This window comes from Weissella bombi, assembly GCF_900094835.1.
Lineage (GTDB): Bacteria > Bacillota > Bacilli > Lactobacillales > Lactobacillaceae > Weissella > Weissella bombi.
On the sequence record NZ_FMAO01000011.1, the window covers coordinates 15460 to 37188 of the forward strand.

Sequence of the window (21729 nt, forward strand, 5' to 3'; positions counted from 1 at the left end):
CACAAGACCCGAACGTCTTATACCTCAATTTTGATTATTTATTTGTTTTAAACGCTTTAACAATTTCCCAATAAATATTAGGTACTAATGACAAAACAATGGTAATCAACCAAGCCATACCAGTTAATGGTACAAAGCTAAACAATGTTTGTGTTACCGGAATAACAACTAACAAAATCGTCAACAACGCTGCCAATGCTGCCATCATAACCAACATTGGGTTAGCACTAAACTTCACCTTGAACATTGACTCTTCACTACGGATATTAAAGACATGCAAAATTGATGTTAGTGACAAAACAACAAAGGCCATTGTGTTACCAAGTTCTGGATTACCAGTATGAATACCATACCACTGGGCAATCAATGTTGGGATTGCGAACAACACCACGTTTGCAATAATCTTCCCAGCCAATCCATTTGCAAAGATACTTGCTTTAGGACTTACCGGCTTTTGATTCATCACGTTATCATGAACAGGTTCACGACTCAACGCGAAACCAGGCAAACCATCAGCTACCAGATTGATGAACAATAGTTGTGTTGCAATCAACGGTGATCCCCAACCAAACAGCATAGCTGCGACAATAATCACAATTTCTGACATGTTGGCACTCATCAAGAAATTAACCGTTTTACGAATATTACCGTAGATACCACGACCAGTTTCAACAGCATGAACAATCGTTGCGAAGTTATCATCAGTTAATACAATCGCTGAAGCTTCACGAGCAACATCTGTTCCAGTTTCACCCATGGCAATCCCAACATCCGCACTACGTAGAGCCGGCGCATCATTGACACCATCCCCTGTCATTGCAACGACATCGCCACGTTTTTGCCATGATTTAACAATACGAATCTTATCTTCAGGTGTTACACGAGCATAGACTGCATAATGTTCAACATTATTATCAAGCTCTTCATCTGACATCTTATGTAATTCAGCACCTGACAAGGCACGATCATCATCACCTAAAATACCAATTTCTCGAGCAATTGCACTTGCCGTAACAACGTGATCACCTGTAATCATGACTGGTTTGATACCGGCCGCACGTGCTTCGGCGACGGCTTCTGCTGACTCAGGACGTGGCGGATCAATAATACCAACTAGTCCGAGCAATTTCATGTTACTCTCAACTTCTTCTTCAGTAGGTTCCTCACTGATTGACGCTAACTTAACTGCCCCCACAGCAATTACACGCAATGCTTTTGAACCAAATCGCTCGTTAACATCTGTTGCGAGATGATGCATATTCTCTGGAAACTTTGGTAACAGAACATCAAATGCACCCTTCGTAACGGCTAAGTATCCATCTGACACCTTATGAACCGTCGTCATACGCTTACGTGTTGAGTTAAAAGGAATTTCAAACACTTTTGGATATGCTGCTTGCAATTTTTCATATTCTGGATAATCACCCAAAGCATTAACCATCGCAATTTCAGTTGGCAAACCAACAACTTCTTCGCCAGGCTTCGTCACATTTGTTGATAATGCACCAAATTTCAAAACATCTGGTAAATCATTTTCTAATGCTTCATGATCAAAGATTTCATTTTTTTGTGCATCCCATACACGACGAACCGTCATTTTATTTTGTGTTAGAGTACCTGTTTTATCAGATGCAATAACTGTTGCTGAACCTAATGTTTCAACGGCCGGTAGACGACGAACAATCGCATGACGATGTGCCATTTTTTGCACACCCAATGCCAAAGTAATTGTCACAATAATCATTAATGTCTCAGGTACCACTGCAACTGCTAATGAAACTGCTGTCATAAACAGTGTTAACAAAGGTTCACCGTTAAGCATTCCCAAGCCAATCACAACTAGGGCAGCAATAATCGCAATGACACTTAATCGTTTACCCAATTGTGCAAGACGCATCTGTAACGGTGTTTGTTCACGTTGTTGGTCACCTAATAGACCCGCAATCTTACCCATTTCAGTATCCATACCAACGGCTGTTACTTGTGCAATACCACGACCGTTAACAACGGCAGTTCCACGATAAACGCGGTCTAGACGATCACCCAATGCATCTTCTGATGTTGATTCAAAATCCTCATCTTTTTCAATGGCATCACTTTCACCAGTTAACGCTGATTCTTCAACTCTTAATTCGGTTGTTTCTAGCAAACGTGCATCAGCCGAAATTCGTTTACCATTTTCAAGAATCATTAAGTCCCCAACTACAATGTCTGCAATCGGAATTGTTTTAATTTGACCGTCACGCTTTACAGTTGCCTCAGCTAATTCCAAACTCTTTAACGAATCTAAAGCTGCTTCGGCCCGTCCTTCTTGATAAATCGATAAAACAGAATTAATAATAACAATCGCAATAATTAAGACACTTTCAAAGTAATGGCCGTTTCCCTGCATAATCGATGTTATTAACGAAATAACGGCTGCAATAATCAAGATTATCGTTGCCACATCACTTAAACTACGTTTTATTTTCACCCACAATGGTTCTTTAGCTGCTTCTTTAAACACATTTTGCCCATACTGTTCCCTCGCCGTTTGGACTTGCGCAGCCGTTAGCCCATTATTTATATCAACATTCGACGGACTTTGGTCTTTACTTAAGTTTTCTGTCATAGCCTCTCCTTTTTAGTTAAAAAATAATCGTTTCCTTAACTAAATACTAACAAAAGAATAGCCGTTTGTAAAGTTTTTGGTTAAAACATAACTTTTTTGATAATAAAAAACACTTTATCGAAACAAAATTGTTCCAAATAAAGTGTCATCATTTATTCTTTTTCTGAGTATTCAGCTTGAAGCATCGCTTTTTCTTGGCGATACTGCTGTACAATGCGGTCGGTTAATCCTGGTTCAATTTGATCCAAGATAACCCCTAACGTCTTCATTGACTCCTCATAGTCATAACTCGTTTCATAGAAATAACGAGCTTGTTGTGTTGATTGTGCCACAGCAGGATTATCACGATATAGTAACGCTTTTCGTACCAATCGTTCTGTAACCGTTGCAGCCTCAATCAAACTATCAGTACGCTCTTGTAATGTATCTAAATCTGCAGTCACAATACTTAATTGACGCAAAACATCATCTACATTAACCCGTGCCATGCCTAATTGTTGTTTAACACGCTCTAGCTCATCACTGACCGAATAAAACATTGATAAATAGGTATCAGGTAGCCCAGGTAAACCTTGGCGCTCAAATGAACGTTGAATTAGACGTAATTTATCAGTTAGTAATGTTACACGCTTTTTTGACTGTTCAAATACACCCGGTAGTTCTTGGAAAGCTTGCCACATACCTGTTTGTTCTTTAGAAATCCGTTCAAGGTCCGTAATCATTGCCTCTTGTTGACCAATCAAATTAGAAAATACAGCCTCATGGTGATTAATCTGCTTTCTTAATTCTTCAAAATTAATCGTGTTATTAGCAAGTTGAATTTCCCAACTACGAATTTGTCCCAATTCATCTTTTGAAAAAACAAAATCTTGATTCAAACGATCTAAGCGAGCATACAATTCATGGTTCTCACGTTTGTTTTGAGCCACATAACTTGTCAACTTGTCATTATTTTCCCAAACAACCTGTGCCGCTTGCGCCTCTTTATCAAAAGTTTCATACAAAATCTCAGTTTGCGAACGCATTTTAGCAATTTCTTCGTTCGCCTTTTTCAAAGTTAGTTCACGTAACAACTCTGAAGTTTCTTGTAATTGTTCTTTGATATTTTCAATTTGCTTCTCAATATTGGTTTCAAACTTGAACCCTTCAGCCGACATCTTATCGTACGCATTTTGCAGTTCGGCTAATTGACCTGGAATAGTATCCGTCAATTCAGTATTGATTGCGGGAATTTGATCAATTCGTTGTTCTAATTGATTTGTTTCCATACTCAATGTTTCATAAATGCCGGCTGCGGTTGCATGATCACCCATTTCAGTCAGACGGGCAAATTCATCAAAATCTTCTTCAAGTGATCCTAAAATTTCTTCTAATTTATCAATAGCTGGACCAAATGAGAAATTTTGCGACAATAACAACTTACGCAATTCTTGATACTTTGCTTCAAGGTCCTTAACTGCTTGTTTATGAGCCTCATCTAACTGTTCTAAGTCATTCAATCCTTGATTTACAACGTCAATCGTCTTTTCAGCTTCACGAATCTGGTTTTGTAATTCCTTCATGCCCTGAGCTGTTTTTAAAAAGTTTAATCCTTGCGAATCAAACAAAACGGTATTTGCTTTTAAATCAATACTATTAAATTCTGTTTTTTCCAAATGATTATATTTAGCTTCCAACAGTTGAAATTGCTTTAAGGATTGTCCCGTTAAACTTAACTGACGACCCTTAATCAACCGATCACGCATCGGAATTTCAGTTAATTGTTCCTTTTTTTGAACTAACTTATTAACCTTACGCATCGTCAATCGTTGAGAGACAAAGATAATCAAATAAATGGCTGCTACAACAATAATCAAGCCAATTACAATATGTCCAATCTGTGTCATACTCTTGTATCTGGTGAATAATTGTCACCATGCTCCTAACTTTCGGGAATTCTAATATGATTAGCGTACCACGAGACACGCCGTTCATGTTATTTTTTAATACGGTTTAGTGTTTATTTGTTGTTCTTTAACATTTTTTAACTTTTAGTTGTATCAATTATCCCATTATACAAAAAAAGCCAAGACATACGCCTTAGCTTTTTTTGTATCGTTAAACCACATACCAATGTGATAATTAAAATTATCCAATACGGTTGTAGTACTCAACGATTAGTGATTCGTTGTATTCGTGATCCAATTCGGCACGTTCTGGTTCGCGAACCAAAGTACCCTTCAATGTATCCTTATCAAATTCAACGAATGGTAGAGTTCCAGCTTGTGCTTCAACAGCAGCTTGGATGTAAACATTCTTTTGTGACTTCTCACGAACTGAGATTTCTTGTCCAACACTAACTTCGTATGAAGGAATATCAACACGCTTACCATCAACCAAGATGTGGCCGTGGTTTACAAGTTGACGTGCTTGTTGGCGAGTAGTTGCCAAACCTAGACGGTAAACAAGGTTGTCCAAACGACGCTCTAGCAATGACATAAAGTTATCACCGTGAGTACCCTTACGAACCTTACCTGCCTTCAAGAACAAGTTGTGGAATTGACGTTCAGTCAAACCGTAAGTAAAACGAACCTTTTGCTTTTCAGCTAATTGAATACCATAATCAGATGGCTTTGAACGACGTCCGGCACCGTGATCACCAGGTGCGTAGTTACGACGAGCAAGTTCTTTTCCAGTACCTGACAATGAAACGCCTAGACGACGTGACAAACGGTACTTAGGACCAGTATAACGTGACATATTAAAATGTCCTCCAGAATTTTTTATTTTGTTGAATTCTAGAGAGTTGCCTCACATTCGTGCAGTTCACCCAAACGTTCACCGCTGCAGCGCAGTTACTAGTGTGTTCTCCGCCATAATTGAAACGGGTCGGTAAATTGTTGACGAGCTTGCGGACAACCCGCTGCAGTTTTCAACACTTTTTATAGTTTATCAAATTACGAAACAATATACAAGAATTAGTTATTTTACTTTATGATTTTTCCATATAGAACTCAAAACGTGAACCAACATATTGCGTTTGGACATACTCAAACGGCACTTCGTTTGTGTCGTAAGTAATTTGGCGCAACACTAAAACCGGATCACCTCGCTTAATTGCTAAATACTCTGAAACTCTTTCTTTAACAGCAGCAGCTGTAACAATTTGCTTGGCTCTACCAATTTTCAAGCCACGTTCTTTAGCTAATGTACGATATAAAGAGTCAGTCAGTGCCTGACGTGACAGTCCCGTTACCAATGATTCAGGAATAGCAGCTACTTCAAATGCAATTGGCTCACCATCCCCATAACGAACACGTTCCATACGTAATACACGATCATCATCCTGCAACAATAACTGTTCCTGTTCAGCACTAGATGCACGTCCAACATGGAAACTAACCGTCTTCGACGTTGCTTTTTTACCAGCATCTGCCATTAAATCAGTAAATGACGTGATCCCGTTTAAATGTTCCTGCACCTTTTGCTCTGATACAAATGTTCCTGAGCCAACACGACGTTCTAAGATGCCTTCGTCAACCAACAACATAATTGCTTGCCGTAATGTCATTCGTGAAACGCCAAATTGTTCCGCTAGCTCACGCTCTGCTGGAATGCGATCACCTGGTACCCAACGACCTGCATCAATTGCTTCATGAATTTCATCATGAATTTGAATATATACCGGTGAACCCATCTTGTTTACTCCTTTGTTTGCACACCATCTTGTTTAGAAAAACGACGTCCCATACTGTACGTTGCCGTTAATTCAGAGAAATCAGCACTAAAGACATTTAAATCAGCGTCCTTACCAACTGCTAGTGCCCCTTTAGTCGTCAAACCAAATTCAACTGCCTGATTAATTGAAGCCATCTGAATTGCTTCATGTACTGTTGCACCAGTAAAGTTCATCATATTGCGGAACGCATCATCGAACTCCAAAACGGAACCAGCTAAGGTACCATCAGCCAAACGGGCTTGCTTGTCTTTTACCCAAACTTTTTGACCACCTAACTCAGACTCTCCATCACCAAGTCCCTTAGCACGCATTGAATCAGTAATTAAATCAATGCGATGAGCAGTCTTTAATTTATAAGCTAAGTTAACCATATCTGGATAAACATGGAAACCATCAACAATTAACTCTGTACGAATATTATCCTCTAGCATAGCATGCCCTGTTACACCTGGCTCACGATGTGCCATTGGACGTTGTGCATTATACAAATGCGTAATATGACTAGCCTTTGAGTTTTGTTGTAAGAATTCACGCGTTGCATTAGAGTGTCCAATTGAACCAATAATGTTATTTTCAGCTAGATAATCTTCAAAAGCAGCAACATCTGTCGCTTGTTCAGGGGCGTAAGTAATCAAGCGAACACGATTCCCTGATAATTCGTTCCATTTTTGTACCAATTCTTGACTGGGTGCAATGATGTACTGTTCTGGTTGTGCACCCTTAAAATGTGGATTAATAAAAGGACCTTCCAAATGAACACCTACAATAGCTGGTTCTTGTTCGGCTGCCTCATTAATTGCCACCATTGCATTAGAAATATTTTCTACTGATTGAGTCATTGTAGTTGGAAAAACTGATGTAATTCCTTCAGAAATCTGACCATGTACCATGTTAATAACATCTTGCGTATTGCCATCCATTGTGTCATAACCGTAGGCACCATGTGTGTGAACGTCAATAAACCCTGGCACAATAACTTTACGATCTGCACGAACGATTTGATCAGAAGCCCCAATAATTAAGTCAGCCATAAGACCCATTGCTTCAATCTGCTTATCAAAACGAATATATGCATCTTTTAGAAGCGGTTGATTATCGTCTCCTGTATAAATAGTTGCATGTGTTAATACTTTACTCATGTTTATTCCCCTTATTCATTCTCTACGACACAAGCGGATGATGACCGTCTGAAATTCATTTCTACTTGTCTCTAAGTTTACACGGTCTATACCGATTTTTCTAGTCATCACTTACCTAAAAGAGAAAGCGTGAAAAAAGTCGTTTTGAACCTGGTATGGAACGCGTTTATGCTACCAAACTTATAGGCTTACAATTAATATATTTTAATTAAAAAAAGAGGTCGGAACATTTTCTTGTTCCAACCTCCTTTAAACTTTAAAAAACTTTCTGGTTAATTATCAGTAACAATCAATCATTAATCCGCTGCCAAAGCATCAATTGGATTCAACTTAGCCGCACGACGAGCTGGTAACAATGCTGCTAAGAATGAAATAATCAATGCCAAAATTAGCGTTACGATAACATTTCCAAATGTGATTTGAATCATGTTGAATGATGCAATCTTATACAAAGCATGGTTTAGTATACCACCTACAACAAAGGCCAAAACCACTGCCAAAACAAAACTTGCCAAACCAATTAATACTGATTCAGAAGTAAATAAACGACGAACATCCTTCTTGCTTTCACCTAGAGCTCGTAGAATACCAATTTCTTTAGTACGTTCTGAAACAGACATAAACATTGTAACAATAATCATCAACGCTGACACAATCAATGAAATTGCTGCAATTGCTGCCAAAACGTTAGTTGCCAATGTCACAATTGTATTAATGGTGTCTAATACTGACCCAACAGTAATCGCAGAGAAGAGACGCTTACCATCACTATCCTTAATGTTCTGAACAGCCTTTTGGAATGGTTTAACTGCATCAGCATTTTTTACGCGAACGGTGGCAAACAATGCATTAGTTGAAGCACCTGCTTTTTCATAGGCACTCTTAACCGTTTGTGCATCAACAACGTTAGCCGTACCGGCCTTACCTGCATCAATAACACCGGAAACTTTTAGATTCTTGTTAATTGTGACTGGTGTTTTACCGTCTTCTTTAACCGTTACCCAAGTGACATTAATGTGCTTACCGACAATTGAACGCCAATTCTTTTTATCAAATTGCTTAGCAACAGCTTTCTTATCCACCAAAATTTCGTTCTTGCCTGGTACATGACCCGCCTTAACTAACTTCTTTTGGTAAGTTGCAGACCAGGTTTGTACAGTTCCTAGATTATAATCTTTATCATCTAGCTTCCCTTTTACACCTGATAACTGGTAACCGGGCTGCACATGCTTAGCACCCTTAGTGTTACGAATTTTCTTCATTTGTTGATCCGAAATGGTTGTCTCTTCAAGATCAACACCACCAGCACCAACCGTTGTTTGTCCAACCCCTTGGTTGCCATCATCATCTTGATAACGCGAAATCGTAATGGCCGTTGGGTTAGCTAAGGAATTAACCTGATCGTTAATGTAAGCTTTAACACCATTTCCTAAACCAGAGAATAGCATCACAGCAAACAAACCAATCGCCGTTCCTAACATGATTAACGAATTACGCCAAAAGCTAAACGTTAAATGCTTATAAGCATTACGATACGATGAACTAGCTGGTAATGGACGATCAGATAATCTTTCCACATTTTCAGGTAACGCAAATGGTTCACGCAACCGGCGATCATTATCAATTTTTCCGTCGGCTAAATGGACAATTCGCGTCCCATGATCAGCAACATCTTGTGAATGCGTTACTGCAATAACTAAACGTCCTTCAGCAGCAATCTCGTTCAAAATTTCTAAGACATCAGCCGTATTTTCCGCATCTAATGCTCCAGTTGGCTCATCAGCAATAATAATTTGCGGATCTGATGCCAATGCTCGTGCAATCGCTACACGTTGCTTTTGACCACCAGATAATTGGTTAGGATGTTTACGAATCTGTTCACCTAATCCAACACGTTGTAGTAATTCAGTAGCGCGTTTTGTTTTTTCAGCTTGCGATAATGTCGTCATTTCCAATGAAACCAAGACATTTTCTAAAACTGTCAAATGACTAATTAAATTATACGATTGATAGATATAACCAATCGTACCACGACGGTATTCATCTAATTGATTTTCTAAATGATGATCCAAAGTTTGACCTTCAATCGTTACCGAACCATCAAATTCTCGGTCTAATCCACCGATAATGTTCATCAAGGTAGACTTACCACCACCTGATTCACCTAAGATTGAGACAAATTCGCCTAACTCAAAATCCAAACTGATTCCCTTTAAAACAGGAAATTTCTCTTTGCCTAAGTAGTACGACTTTTGAATATCTCTTAACTCTAAGTATGCCATCTACACTCCTCCAGGTACTTTGCTTACGCGACCTTAATTATTGGTTAGTTTACGCTATTTAAAAGTACCCGTCAACAAACTTGACATCCAACAAAAAAGAGCATTAATCGCCCCATTTAATATGGTTAAATCAACACCCTTTTACTTATATTATTATGCTAAAATCTTTTCAATTTCGGCTAGCACACCGTCATGCTCATTATCATGTTCAACAACATTGTAACCCCGACCAAATAGTCGTTTGTCAGAGTTTGGCATGATATAAGTTTGACCAGCAAGTTGCATCATTTCTAAATCATTCATGCCATCCCCGAATACAACCAAGTCTTCAGGTTTAATCGCAATTTGATCAATCAATTTAGTCAAACTGGTTGCTTTATTAACACCTGCCGCTAAAATATCAACCGTTCCATAACCTGATGTTGTCACATGTAGTGGCAAGTGATTATTATCGACGGCATCAATTACCTCTTCAGCATGCGCCTTTGAAAAAGCACCGGTAACACTCGTCAATGGTTCATCAATATCTGAAAGATGATCAACAGAGATGATATTTGGATAAGTCTGACGAACATCAGAATTTTCATCATCCCCATTACCTGCCAATCCTGCTAATCTATACATATTATTAGCTGAAAAAGCAATGACACGAACAGCGTCAAATTCCGGCTGTAATAATAATGATTCTAATTTTGGCAACACATCGGCATCAACGTTACGCACGTGCAACGTATCCGAACCATTAACTCGCCAAGTCGCCCCATTACCAGTTACCAGGTGAACTCGACTAGCCAACTCACCAAATTTATTACGAACCCATTTTTCATCACGACCAGTCGCAATTGCAAACTGGTCACCATTTGCTTCCAATTTATCTAAAACAGCCGCAAATCTTGGTCCATTAAAATGACGTTGGCCATCCAAAAATGTTTGATCCAAATCACTTACAAATAAACGCGTCATATTAGTTTCCCCTTGTTAATTATAATGCTTCACTAATCGCTTGATGTACAGCTGCTTGTTCGTCATTAATCAAAGCAACACGCCCAGCAATCACATTGGTATCCATTGTAATTTCACGACCCAATCCTGGTGTATCCTGTTTTGGTTCAAAGAAAGCTTTAAATTCAGCAAGTCGTTCAGCTGTCTTGAATACACTAGCCGTTACGGTAATGTAAGTCGTAAACTCCATATCACCGCCAACTGTTTTTTCAAGCCATGACCATTCATCACGTAGCCAATCCCAAGCTAATTGTTGCCCTTTATCGTTACTCAAAACACCTTTGTACCAACCACGTAAATCTTGTGGCTTGATAATATCACTATTTTCAAAATAACTAATCAATTCTTTAATCAAATCAACATCTTGAGTTGCCGTCAATGCAACTGTGATATCACGTTGATAACCACCGTCGGCTGTTGTTTGGTAATCTGACAACAATTGATCAAATAGATCACGACTACCATAATGCTTAACTTCATTTGCCAAAATATCTGCACGAACATCAGCTGGTAAAGCAACCAACGCATCACGGTTTGCGACTACTAATTCATGTGCTGAACTCGTAGCTGCTTCATTCTGTGCGTACAATGCGGCGTCAACAATAACTGGACGACTAACTTGATCTGCCACTGGTTCATTTGCTGAACCTTGCCAACCCAAACGAGTAAATTGGTCAGCACTTAATTTATTAATTAATTGCTTTAATTGACTCTCTGCAGACGTACCGTCAGTCACAAACTTCTTCAAATTATTAGCAACTTGGTATAGTGCCGTGTTCACAACACCTGAAGTACTGTTTGCAAAATTCTGCAACAATGGTACAACAACCGCATATGAAATTTGACGTCCCTCAGCAAGTAGACGTAAATCTTGTAGTAATTGCAATTGTGTAATTGCATCTAAGTTATCAATATCAGCTAAAATGTCCTGCAACAAATCTGGTTCATAATTAACAATAAAGTGTGCAGTATTGCCAACATTCAATCGGAATGGGGTGCCGGCAGTTTGACGCATTTCCTTATAATCACCCAATACCAACTTGTCCGTTACCATTAATTCCGGTACATCAGTATAATTACTGTTCAACGGAATCTGCCATTGACGACCTTTATCAACACCATCCCCAATAAAGAACTGTTGTTGCTTTACTTGTAATTGACCATCAACCACTGCAACAGTCAACACTGGGTAGCCTGGTTGTTCCAACCAAGTATCCATCATCGCTGTCAAATCAATACCAGCTGCTTGACCAAGTGCTGCCCATAAATCTGCACCACGGGCATTACCATATTGATGAGCTTCAAAGTAAGCCTTCAAACCACGACGCAAAGCATCGTCACCAATTAGCGCACGGACCATAACTAGCATTCGTGAACCCTTTGCGTACACAATGGCGCTATCAAAAATGGCATCAATTTCTGCTGGCTTTTCAACTTGTACATGAACAGATTGCACACCATCGGTAGCATCACGTTGCAATGCTGCTGCAGCTTCTGATGTTTGGAACAACTCCCAAATGTGCCAATCTGGTTCTAATGCATCAATGGCAACATACTCCATCATGTTAGCAAAACTTTCGTTCAACCATAAATCATCCCACCATTGCATTGTAACCAAATCACCAAACCATTGGTGAGCCAACTCGTGAGCAATCACTGTTGCAATACGTTGCTTCATTTCTAACGAAGCGTTCTCTTCATCAAGAGTCAAGTATGCTTCACGATATGTAACCAAGCCCCAGTTTTCCATTGCGCCTGCTGAAAAATCAGGCAATCCTAGCTGCCAAGAATGTGGTAGTGGATATGGGGTTTGATAATAATCCTCATAAAATTCAATTGAACGCTTAGCAATATCCAAAGCAAAATCTAGCTCTGATGCTTGGTGAGCCTTTGTTGCAAAGACCCCTACTTGGACACCGCTATTCGTTTTTGTAAGTTTACTCTGCATTTCACCAAAGGCAAATGCAACCAAATAAGTTGACATTTTAACCGTTTCTGCAAAGTAATGAACACCGTCAACAACTTTCTCTTCTGGCATGTTGGCAATAATTGTTTCACCATCTTGTTCATCATACTTAATAGCTAATGAAAAAGTAGCCTTTGCAGCAGGCTCATCAATACCTGGAAAGGCTTGACGAGCAGCTGTTGTTTCAAATTGCGTACCAATCAATTGTTTCTTCTCGCCATTAACTTGATAATATGAAGGATAAATTCCCATCATTGTATCTGTCAATGGTGCTGTATAGTCAACAAGAATCGTCATCTCACCTGTATGTGGTGCCGTAAATGCAATTGTTTCACTAGCATCATCAACCGTTGGTGTCACAACTTGGTCATCAACTTTGACCTGTTGTACAGTCATAAACTTTTGATTCAATAGGATATCGGCTTGCTTAGCTGTTCCCTTAATTGCTGTTTGACCAGTAATCACCTTTGTTGCACGATTGATATCTAAATAAATATCATAATGTGTTGGTTGAAATATATCTACCAAACGTTGACCTGCTGCCATAAATTTATTATCCCCCTATAAATAATTATATATGGTCCATTCTATCATAGTCTCATCTAGTTAGGTCTGTATTTCTAGTGCATAGAAAAGAGAGCGAGACAAAAGTCGTTTTGAAGCCGGTGTGTAACGTGATTGTCGTATTTTTTGGCCGTAGCAATATGAAGGCCAAGGATTGCGGCAATTATGTTACATTGAGGCTTCAGACTTTTGGAACGCGTTTATGCTATAAAACTTACGGCTTATAGTTAATACATTAAAAAAACGTTGGGACATTTTCTTTTATCCCAACGTTATAAAAAAAGAACTAACATCGTAATGTTAGTTCTTCTAACTGATAGCTCATCAGGGAGTCGAACCCTGGATGCCGGTGTGAAAAACCGGAGTCTTAACCGCTTGACCAATGAGCCATTATTACTTCGCTGCCTCAACAACATAAATAATAATACCAGTTTTAAATTAAGTATGCAAGTACTTTTTTATTTTTTATTCAAATTCGGCGTTTTTTGCCATCGTTGCGGCAATCGTATCCAATACTAATTGGTTTAAATCACCTTTTTGCAAGACATCATATCCTGCTGCCGTTGATCCACCAGGCGTCATAACTTCATTAGCAAGTGTTAATGGCGTCTTTTTAGCTTGAATCATATGACGGGCCGTCCCAGCAACAGTTTGCTCAGCCAAACGGGCAGCAATTTCTTCTGTTATCCCATTTTTCATAGCTGCTTGCTTAAGCGCTTCAGTAAAAGCTGCCACAAAAGCTGGTCCAGAACCTGCCACTGCACTAACTGCACCAAATTGTTCTTCAGGCAATTCATCAGTACGTCCAAATTCTAAGAAGAGTGCTGCTACGGCACCTTTAACATCAGGATCGGTATCTGCATCAAATGCTAACGCAGTATAACCATATTTAACACCAACATTCACATTTGGTAGCGTACGTGTAATTATCAACTGCTCACCAAGGGCTTGATGTAACTGGGCTAATGAAATACCACCCAATACAGATGCTACAATCACGCTAGGCTTCATTAAAATAGCTGGTTGTAGTTCCTTAGCTGTAGCTTCTAATCCATCCGCTGGTGTAGCCAAAACAACCAAGTCCGATGCTAACCAGACCTCCATTGCAGAATCTTTAGCTGTGATACCTAGTTTTTGGGCTACTTGCTTTCCAGAATGTGGTGAATACACCGTTAATTGTACTTCCGGATTGCCAGACCATCCCTGCATCATAGCTTGGGCCATATTACCCGCTCCAATAAATCCAATTGTTAGCATATTAAACTCCTTTATAATCTTATTATTTTTTATAATACCATAGACAGTACCAACGCAAAAGAAAAAGTGAGTTAAACATTCTTTAAAACTAAAGAACCTTTAACTCACTTATTTTTATGAAAATCCTTCGCGTTCGGATAATGAGAATGATTTATTATGATAACGCATCGACATAATCAAGCCAATACCAATCATATTACCAATTAAGGCCGAACCTCCTTGCGAAATGAACGGTAATGGGATACCTGTTAATGGCACCAAACCAATATTCATACCGATATTTTCAAAGATGTGGAACAACAGCATCATAACAACACCGGTTGCAATATAAGCATAAAATTGGTTCGATGAATCAAACACAACTTGAATAATTTGATATATCAACAAGAAGTATAAGATTAACAATAATATGCTTCCAACAAATCCGAAATTCTCACCAATCACTGAGAAAATCATATCAGATTCACGGACGGGCACATCAACATGGGAAACATTAAAACCAGTTCCAGTAATACCACCTGAACCAATTGCTTTAATTGATTGCCATAATTGATAGGCACCATTAGAAGTATCGTTTTGTGGATTTAGCCAGGCATCAATACGAGTAAACTGGTAAGCTTTAAAACCAATACTCTCCAACATATGACGTCCCCAGGTTTGTGTCACCAACAAAATAGCAACTGAACCAAGTGCTCCCACAAATACAATGATTGGTCCTAAAATCAACCATGATAGACCAGACACTAAAGTCATTCCAAAGACAACGGCAATAAATACTAAATTAGTTCCAAAATCGCTACCGTTAACGATCAATACTGGCACGGTCCATAACATGATTTTAAGTAGCAAACGCCAGTCTGTTTTCATTGTATGTGTTGGATTAGCAATATTATGATCCGTAATTACTCTTGCCAACATAATAATAAAAGCCGGTTTCATTATTTCAGCAGGTTGAAATGTTACAGGTCCAATCGCAAACCACTTACCACCTGTACTAGCATAATAAGATTTCGAATAGAAGAACAAAACGGCTACCATCAATACCATACCAACTCCGAATGCATACGGCGCAATACGCCATAACTGTTCAGAATCAAACTGCATTAATATCGCAACCCCGATAATACCAACAACATAATAGGCTAGTTGCAACACAACCATCCTAATAACATTAACTCCAGCATCATGTGTTCCTGCAACATACAATGAAGCCAAGCCAATCAGCGCTAGCATCATGACAACAAAGATGATTGACCAATCAATTTCACCACCATCTTTTGAGAAAAAACGTTTAAGCATGTTTCCCCCTTTTTTATTGGTTCATTATATTAATGATGTAAATTATATTCAGCAAGCAAACTTGCAACAGCATTATCAAAACTATCTGCTGTTTTTGTGTGACCATCAGCAAAGGTTACCACAAGTGGTGAATCCTTTTCATCAACAGTTCCCAACGTTACCTTATTAATGATAACCTCAGAAATACTATCGTCTAATTCATTTATTTCAACAGCAACTGGTTTATTTTTACGTGCCATATTCTACCTTCCTTATTTTTCGTGCATGTGAGCAAGAAGCTTACCAGCTCCTTTAGCAACATTATCTAATGGTTTTTCAGAAATCATAACAGGTACACCCAAGTGCTGGGCAATCAAACTATCAACACCTCGCAATAGCGCACCACCACCTGTCAATACAATACCACGATCAATAATATCTGACGCTAATTCAGGTTGAATGCGTGATAATACTTCATGAGCGGCATCAACAATTAACGTCAATGTATCATGCATTGCGACTTCAACTTCATTGGCATTTAATGTAACCGTTCGTGGCATACCAGTAAAGGCATCACGCCCACGAACATCCATTTCTTCTGGTTCATCCAATGGGTTAGCCGTTCCAATTTGAATCTTAATTTGTTCAGCGGTACGCTCACCAATTTGCAAACCATGATCATTTTTAACCATCATTGCAATATCAGTATTCATTTTGTCTCCAGCAACGCGAATAGATTCAGACGTCACAATATCGCCAAGTGACAAAACCGCAATATCGGTTGTACCACCACCCATATCAATAACCATTGATGCAATCGGTGAAAAGATGTCTAAGCCCGCACCAACTGCAGCAACCTTTGGCTCATATTCCAAATAGACTTTACCACCACCAGATTTCTCTGCAGCACCAATAATAGCCTTACGCTCAATACTTGTAATATTAGTTGGCGCACACACCATGATGTTTGGTCGTGCCATAATTCCTTTAACATTTAATTTTGACATAAAGCGCGATAACATTGCTTCGGTCATATCAAAATCAGATATAACACCATCTTTCAATGGACGAACAGCTCGAATATTACCTGGTGTACGACCTACCATTTGATAAGCTTCTGTCCCAACTGCTAGAATTTTTTCTGTTTTTGTATCAATTGCCACTACGGAAGGTTCATTTAAAATAATCCCCTCTCCATCAACATAAATCAGCACATTTGCCGTTCCTAAATCAACGCCGATTTCTTTGGCCATGAATTTCACCTCTTATTTTGTACCGAGCAAGCTCGTCCAAATTTCTAAATACTATCTCTAATAGTATAAACCATACACCAAAAAAAATCTTGCAAAATCCACAACCATTCGCTTTGATTGCCGGCTGTTTATGAACATAGTAAAATGATAATTAACAAAAACTTCCAAAGGACTAAGAAAAATGAAATTAAAAATTAAAGAAATGGCTGCTATTTTAAATGCACCCATTCAAAATGAAGCTGATGTGTTCATCACTAATACAACCTTTGATTCACGCCAAGCAACTGAAAACAGTTTATTCGTGCCCTTAGTCGCTGATAACGACGGCCACAATTATATTGCTGCAGCACAAGCACAAGGTGCTAGTGTTGCACTTTGGCAAGCTGATCACGCTGATGTGCCAACTGACATGCCTGTCATCATCGTACCAGACACCTTAGCTGCTTACCAACAACTAGCTAGTCACTATCTTGACCAAATTAATCCGCTCGTCGTTGCCGTTTCCGGTTCAAATGGTAAAACAACCACAAAAGATTTTATCGCTGCAATTGGTCAACAAAAATATCGTACTGTTAAAACACCTGAAAATTTCAACAACGAAATTGGCGTTCCTCAGACTATCCTATCAATGCCTGACGACACCGAATTATTAGTTATCGAAATTGGTATGGATCATCCTGGTGATTTAGACTTTTTATCAAAGCTTGTCAAACCTGATATCGCTTTGTTAACCATGATTGGTGAAGCACACATCGAATTTTTCAAAACACGTGAGCGTATTGCTGATGGCAAAATGGAAATCATCAATGGCCTAAAAGAAAATGGTCATCTGGTCTTTAACGGTGATGAGCCATTACTAAACGAGCGTGTTGCCCAACATGCAACACTAAACAATGATTCATTTGGTTTAAACAGCACCAATGATTTATTCGCCAGTGAAATCGATATGACACCATTACAAGCCAGTTTCATAACAAACCAAAGCTCACAACGCTTTACTATTCCATTGACTGGAAAATACAATATTGCTAACGCTTTGGCCGCTATCACTGTTGGTCATCTATTAAAAATTGAAGATGAACAAATCGCTAATGCCTTAGCTGCCGCACCAATTACTGAAAACCGTACCGAGTGGTTAGCAGGTAATTTTGGCGGTAAAATCTTGTCTGATGTTTACAACTCAAATCCTACGGCAGCTAAAGAAGTATTACGTTTCTTTGCCGAAGTCCCTACGGATGGTGAACGTTTTGCTGTAATTGGCGACATGCTACAACTTGGTGAAGCCTCAGCAGCCCTACATGCTAGCGTAGCTGATAGTTTAGACCCTGATAAAATCCAACACGTCTATCTAGTTGGTGAAGAAATCGCACCACTAGAAGATGTGCTACGTGATATTTATCCAGCTGGTAGCGTCAAGCGTTATGCCATCGCAGATCAAGAAACACTACTAAAAGATTTATTAAATGATTTATCTGCTAACGACATGATTATGTTGAAGGGGTCACACGGCGTGCACCTTGAAAACATTGTTAAGCAGTTGAAAGCTAACTAAGCATACAACACCTGACATATACAAAATAGTGAGACAACAGGATTAACCTATTGTCCCACTATTTTTTTAATCTAAATTAAAATACTGCTTCAAATATGCAGCAACACCATCTTCATTATTAGTTAACGTTTCAGCTTTAGCAACCTGCTTAATTTTAGGAATTGCATTCCCCATCGCAACGCCGACACCAACTTGTTCAATCATTTCATAATCATTTTCTTCATCCCCAAATGCCATCACATTTTCAAGTGACTCATCAAAATGCGCCATCAACTGTGATAACCCACGTGCCTTGTTAACATCTTTAGGTAGAAATTCTAATAATTCAGAACGTGATGGCACAATGTGCAACATATCCGTTAAATTAGCTGGCAACCCTGCACGCACTTCCTTAATCTTATCGGCCGGTGCTGAACATACGGCTTTACCAAAGTTTTGATCATCTGGTAATTCATCAAATGTGATATCTGAAAAATTCAATGCAGCACCCATGAAATCTTCATAATCTGATTTTCCTAAGGCCGTCAATGAATATACACGATCTGGTCCAATAACATCAAGTGGATAATTTCTTACTTGTGCATCAGCATATAGTGCTGCAATGTTTGCCTTATTTAAAGTTGTTTGATCTAAAATAGCTTGACTTTGATTATGTTGTACCAAGCCACCATTAAAAGTAATGGCATAATCCCCTGACTCAAATAATTCTAATTGCTTTAATAATTTTTGGATACCTTGAATTGGACGCCCAGTACACAAAACAATACGCTTACCCTCATGGTGCAATTGTTTTAAAACCCGTTCATTTTCACTTGAAATCTCTTTATCAGCATTCAATAAGGTGTTATCTAAATCTAACGCAATAGTTGTTATCATATTTTCCGCCCTCTTAATTATTTATTATCATCCACCCTATTATAACAATAAACTGAATATACTAAAGGTCACCAAATTCTCATCGAATTTGGTGACCTCAAGCACATCTATTTAATTAAATATTTTTCTTAACATTCAGAACAATTATTAAACTGACTTAATGTAGTTAACACCATCGGCTGCTGGTGCCTTTGACTTGGCAAAGAAGATAACCAAAATCAAAATCGTAAATACATAAGGTGCAATTTGTAGATAAACGGCTGGAATTTGGTTAACGACTGGTAATTGTGCGCCAACAATGGCCATTGATTGTGAAAAACCAAAGAACAAAGCTGCACCCATTGCGCCAACTGGATTCCAACGACCAAATATCATAGCAGCCATTGACATGTAACCTTGACCAACGATGGTTGATGCTGAGAAGTTACCTGCAATTGATTGGGCAAACAAAGCACCACCGATACCACCTAAGACACCTGAAATCAAAACACCCGCGTAACGCAAGACATAAACGTTTAATCCCAAAGTATCAGCCGCCTGTGGATTTTCACCAACAGAACGTAGGCGCAAACCAAAACGTGTTTTAAACAATAACCATGAAGCAACAAAAGCAATCAGAATTGCAACCCATGCTGTTGATGACGTCTTAGTAAATAATACAGGTCCAATAAACGGAATTTTACTCAAGCCAGGAATATTCCAGTAACCAAAGTTTTCTGAAATCATTGATGTTTGACCCTTACCATACATCAACTTAATGATATAAACACCCAAAGCAGGTGCCATCAAGTTCATAACTGTACCTGACACAATGTGATCAGCACGTAACGTAATTGTTGCTACGGCATGAAGCAATGAGAATACCAAGCCGACAACAGCACCTGCAACTAATCCTAACCAAGGCGTTGCACTACCAAATTTATCAGCAAAAGTTAAATTAAAGACAATTCCAGCAAAGGCTCCCATAATCATGGTTCCTTCAAGTCCCACGTTAACAATACCTGAACGTTCTGAGAAAGTTCCTCCTAGCGCTGTAAAGATTAGCGGCGCTGAGTAAACCAATGTACTTGAAATCACTAATTGTAAAATCGTTTCCACACTCATGATTACTTGGCCTCCTTTTTATTAAGTTTTGCAGCTTTTTTCTTATCTTTTTTGTTCTTTGACTTTTCATCGTCTTCATCCAATTTAACAAGAATAAAACGAATCAAGTAGTTAGCACCAATAAAGAAGATAATTGCTGCCGTTACAACTGAAACCAATTCAGTTGGGACACCAGTAGCTAATGGCATACCAAGTCCACCAACTGATAGAACTGAGAACAAAAAGGCAGCAAACAAAATTCCCAAGAATGAACCTGATGCTAATAGCGCAACGGCCATACCATCATAACCAACTTGTGGTGCGGCTGATTGAGAGAAAATGTTTAAGTATGTTCCCAAACCTTCAGTTGCACCAGCCAACCCAGCTAATGTTCCAGAAATAGTCATCGCCATAATAGCATTACGCTTAGCCGACATACCGGCATAACGTGCTGCATCAGGATTCAATCCAACAGCGCGAATTTCAAATCCTAGTGTCGTGCGCTTCATAACGAACCAAATACCTAATAAAGCGACAACGGCGATAATGAAACCAATATTAAAACGCGAACCGCCAGTTATGTTAGACAAAAAGTCCCAACGTAATGAATCAGTAGCTGACAATGTCTTAGTCATGTCAGTCGTTGCCATCAAATGCTTTGGCAAACCTTGCACAACCGCATTACCACCATATAGAACAATGTAGTTCAACATGATTGTTGTAATAACTTCAGATGCACCGAATTGTGCTCGTAACCACCCTGGAATAAAGCCCATCACAGCACCACCGATAGCACCGATAATAACTGCGACTGGAATCAAAATCCAAGGATTCATACCTTGATTAGCCAAAACAAACCAAGTTGAAGCAATCCAGCCGACCCAAACTTGACCAGAAAGTCCGATGTTAAAGAAGCCAGCTGATTGTGCCACCAAGAAACCGGCAGCCGTTAAAATTAACGGTGTCATTGCACGTAGCACTTCACCAATATTCAATGAAGATCCTAATGCTGATTGTACTAAACTAATATAACCAGTTACGGGGTTAAACCCTGAAATCAGCATGATAACCGCACCAACTATCAAACCAAAGAAGACAGCTAGGCCGGCAACAAGCCCTGTACTATATGAATTAATTTTATTCACGAG

At 39.0% G+C, this 21729-nt stretch carries 16 protein-coding genes and 1 tRNA gene; 1 reads left to right on the forward strand and 16 read right to left on the reverse strand.

All coding sequences use genetic code 11. The features are described 5' to 3' along the window. Positions 1 to 34 precede the first annotated feature (34 nt). From GA0061074_RS07175 to mreB, 13 genes are all read right to left on the reverse strand, one after another. Positions 35 to 2611 (reverse strand): cation-translocating P-type ATPase, encoded by a 2577-nt coding sequence (locus tag GA0061074_RS07175; RefSeq protein ID WP_092463282.1) that lies wholly within the window; start codon positions 2609 to 2611, stop codon positions 35 to 37. 152 nt (positions 2612 to 2763) lie between these two features. After that, complete coding sequence (locus GA0061074_RS07180) at positions 2764 to 4497, reverse strand: septation ring formation regulator EzrA (RefSeq protein ID WP_092463284.1); 1734 nt, start codon at positions 4495 to 4497, stop codon at positions 2764 to 2766. 241 nt (positions 4498 to 4738) lie between these two features. After that, complete coding sequence (gene rpsD / locus GA0061074_RS07185; protein WP_092463286.1) at positions 4739 to 5350, reverse strand: 30S ribosomal protein S4; 612 nt, start codon at positions 5348 to 5350, stop codon at positions 4739 to 4741. A gap of 232 nt (positions 5351 to 5582) precedes the next feature. Next, positions 5583 to 6287: a GntR family transcriptional regulator gene (locus GA0061074_RS07190; protein ID WP_092463288.1), complete on the reverse strand. Its 705-nt coding sequence runs from the start codon at positions 6285 to 6287 to the stop codon at positions 5583 to 5585. A gap of 5 nt (positions 6288 to 6292) precedes the next feature. Further along, entirely contained in the window at positions 6293 to 7468 is a 1176-nt protein-coding gene (gene nagA, locus GA0061074_RS07195) for an N-acetylglucosamine-6-phosphate deacetylase (protein WP_092463289.1), read from the reverse strand. Positions 7469 to 7764: 296 nt separating this feature from the next. Continuing rightward, entirely contained in the window at positions 7765 to 9750 is a 1986-nt protein-coding gene (locus tag GA0061074_RS07200) for an ABC transporter ATP-binding protein/permease (protein ID WP_092463291.1), read from the reverse strand. Positions 9751 to 9903: 153 nt separating this feature from the next. After that, complete coding sequence (locus GA0061074_RS07205) at positions 9904 to 10713, reverse strand: HAD hydrolase family protein (protein WP_092463293.1); 810 nt, start codon at positions 10711 to 10713, stop codon at positions 9904 to 9906. A gap of 19 nt (positions 10714 to 10732) precedes the next feature. Further along, a complete protein-coding gene (locus GA0061074_RS07210) occupies positions 10733 to 13264 on the reverse strand; it encodes a M1 family metallopeptidase (RefSeq protein WP_092463295.1) in 2532 nt (843 codons plus the stop codon). A 335-nt stretch (positions 13265 to 13599) separates the two neighbouring features. Further along, positions 13600 to 13671: transfer RNA gene (locus GA0061074_RS07215), tRNA-Glu, on the reverse strand. A 76-nt stretch (positions 13672 to 13747) separates the two neighbouring features. After that, positions 13748 to 14539 (reverse strand): pyrroline-5-carboxylate reductase family protein, encoded by a 792-nt coding sequence (locus tag GA0061074_RS07220; RefSeq protein WP_092463297.1) that lies wholly within the window; start codon positions 14537 to 14539, stop codon positions 13748 to 13750. 114 nt (positions 14540 to 14653) lie between these two features. Beyond that, the gene (locus GA0061074_RS07225; RefSeq protein ID WP_092463299.1) at positions 14654 to 15838 is read right to left on the reverse strand and encodes an FtsW/RodA/SpoVE family cell cycle protein; all 1185 of its coding nucleotides are present in this window, start codon (positions 15836 to 15838) and stop codon (positions 14654 to 14656) included. Positions 15839 to 15867: 29 nt separating this feature from the next. Next, a complete protein-coding gene (locus GA0061074_RS07230; protein ID WP_092463301.1) occupies positions 15868 to 16077 on the reverse strand; it encodes a DUF2969 family protein in 210 nt (69 codons plus the stop codon). Between the two features lie 12 nt (positions 16078 to 16089). Beyond that, positions 16090 to 17070 (reverse strand): rod shape-determining protein, encoded by a 981-nt coding sequence (mreB, locus tag GA0061074_RS07235; RefSeq protein ID WP_092463303.1) that lies wholly within the window; start codon positions 17068 to 17070, stop codon positions 16090 to 16092. A gap of 181 nt (positions 17071 to 17251) precedes the next feature. Here mreB and GA0061074_RS07240 point away from each other — a divergent pair, with 181 nt between their 5' ends. Further along, a complete protein-coding gene (locus GA0061074_RS07240) occupies positions 17252 to 18622 on the forward strand; it encodes a UDP-N-acetylmuramoyl-tripeptide--D-alanyl-D-alanine ligase (RefSeq protein WP_092463305.1) in 1371 nt (456 codons plus the stop codon). Positions 18623 to 18688: 66 nt separating this feature from the next. Here GA0061074_RS07240 and GA0061074_RS07245 read toward each other — a convergent pair whose 3' ends face one another. From GA0061074_RS07245 to GA0061074_RS07255, 3 genes are all read right to left on the reverse strand, one after another. Beyond that, positions 18689 to 19498: a Cof-type HAD-IIB family hydrolase gene (locus GA0061074_RS07245; RefSeq protein WP_092463307.1), complete on the reverse strand. Its 810-nt coding sequence runs from the start codon at positions 19496 to 19498 to the stop codon at positions 18689 to 18691. A 147-nt stretch (positions 19499 to 19645) separates the two neighbouring features. Further along, positions 19646 to 20602, reverse strand: coding sequence for an ABC transporter permease (locus GA0061074_RS07250; RefSeq protein ID WP_092463309.1), 957 nt, complete (start codon positions 20600 to 20602; stop codon positions 19646 to 19648). A 2-nt stretch (positions 20603 to 20604) separates the two neighbouring features. Continuing rightward, positions 20605 to 21726 carry an ABC transporter permease gene (locus tag GA0061074_RS07255; protein WP_092463310.1) on the reverse strand — a complete coding sequence of 374 codons (1122 nt, stop codon included), beginning with the start codon at positions 21724 to 21726 and terminating at the stop codon, positions 20605 to 20607. Between the last annotated feature and the right edge of the window lie 3 nt (positions 21727 to 21729).

What these genes read in the sequence shown, in the direction of transcription:
- GA0061074_RS07220 (WP_092463297.1), bottom strand. Translation starts at nt 14,539, where the DNA reads ATGCTAACAATTGGATTTATTGGAGCGGGTAATATGGCCCAAGCTATG.
- GA0061074_RS07180 (WP_092463284.1), bottom strand. Translation starts at nt 4,497, where the DNA reads ATGACACAGATTGGACATATTGTAATTGGCTTGATTATTGTTGTAGCA.
- rpsD (WP_092463286.1), bottom strand. Translation starts at nt 5,350, where the DNA reads ATGTCACGTTATACTGGTCCTAAGTACCGTTTGTCACGTCGTCTAGGC.
- GA0061074_RS07190 (WP_092463288.1), bottom strand. Translation starts at nt 6,287, where the DNA reads ATGGGTTCACCGGTATATATTCAAATTCATGATGAAATTCATGAAGCA.
- GA0061074_RS07225 (WP_092463299.1), bottom strand. Translation starts at nt 15,838, where the DNA reads ATGCTTAAACGTTTTTTCTCAAAAGATGGTGGTGAAATTGATTGGTCA.
- mreB (WP_092463303.1), bottom strand. Translation starts at nt 17,070, where the DNA reads ATGGCCAAAGAAATCGGCGTTGATTTAGGAACGGCAAATGTGCTGATT.
- GA0061074_RS07175 (WP_092463282.1), bottom strand. Translation starts at nt 2,611, where the DNA reads ATGACAGAAAACTTAAGTAAAGACCAAAGTCCGTCGAATGTTGATATA.
- GA0061074_RS07205 (WP_092463293.1), bottom strand. Translation starts at nt 10,713, where the DNA reads ATGACGCGTTTATTTGTAAGTGATTTGGATCAAACATTTTTGGATGGC.
- GA0061074_RS07250 (WP_092463309.1), bottom strand. Translation starts at nt 20,602, where the DNA reads ATGAGTGTGGAAACGATTTTACAATTAGTGATTTCAAGTACATTGGTT.
- nagA (WP_092463289.1), bottom strand. Translation starts at nt 7,468, where the DNA reads ATGAGTAAAGTATTAACACATGCAACTATTTATACAGGAGACGATAAT.
- GA0061074_RS07200 (WP_092463291.1), bottom strand. Translation starts at nt 9,750, where the DNA reads ATGGCATACTTAGAGTTAAGAGATATTCAAAAGTCGTACTACTTAGGC.
- GA0061074_RS07245 (WP_092463307.1), bottom strand. Translation starts at nt 19,498, where the DNA reads ATGATAACAACTATTGCGTTAGATTTAGATAACACCTTATTGAATGCT.
- GA0061074_RS07240 (WP_092463305.1), top strand. Translation starts at nt 17,252, where the DNA reads ATGAAATTAAAAATTAAAGAAATGGCTGCTATTTTAAATGCACCCATT.
- GA0061074_RS07210 (WP_092463295.1), bottom strand. Translation starts at nt 13,264, where the DNA reads ATGGCAGCAGGTCAACGTTTGGTAGATATATTTCAACCAACACATTAT.
- GA0061074_RS07230 (WP_092463301.1), bottom strand. Translation starts at nt 16,077, where the DNA reads ATGGCACGTAAAAATAAACCAGTTGCTGTTGAAATAAATGAATTAGAC.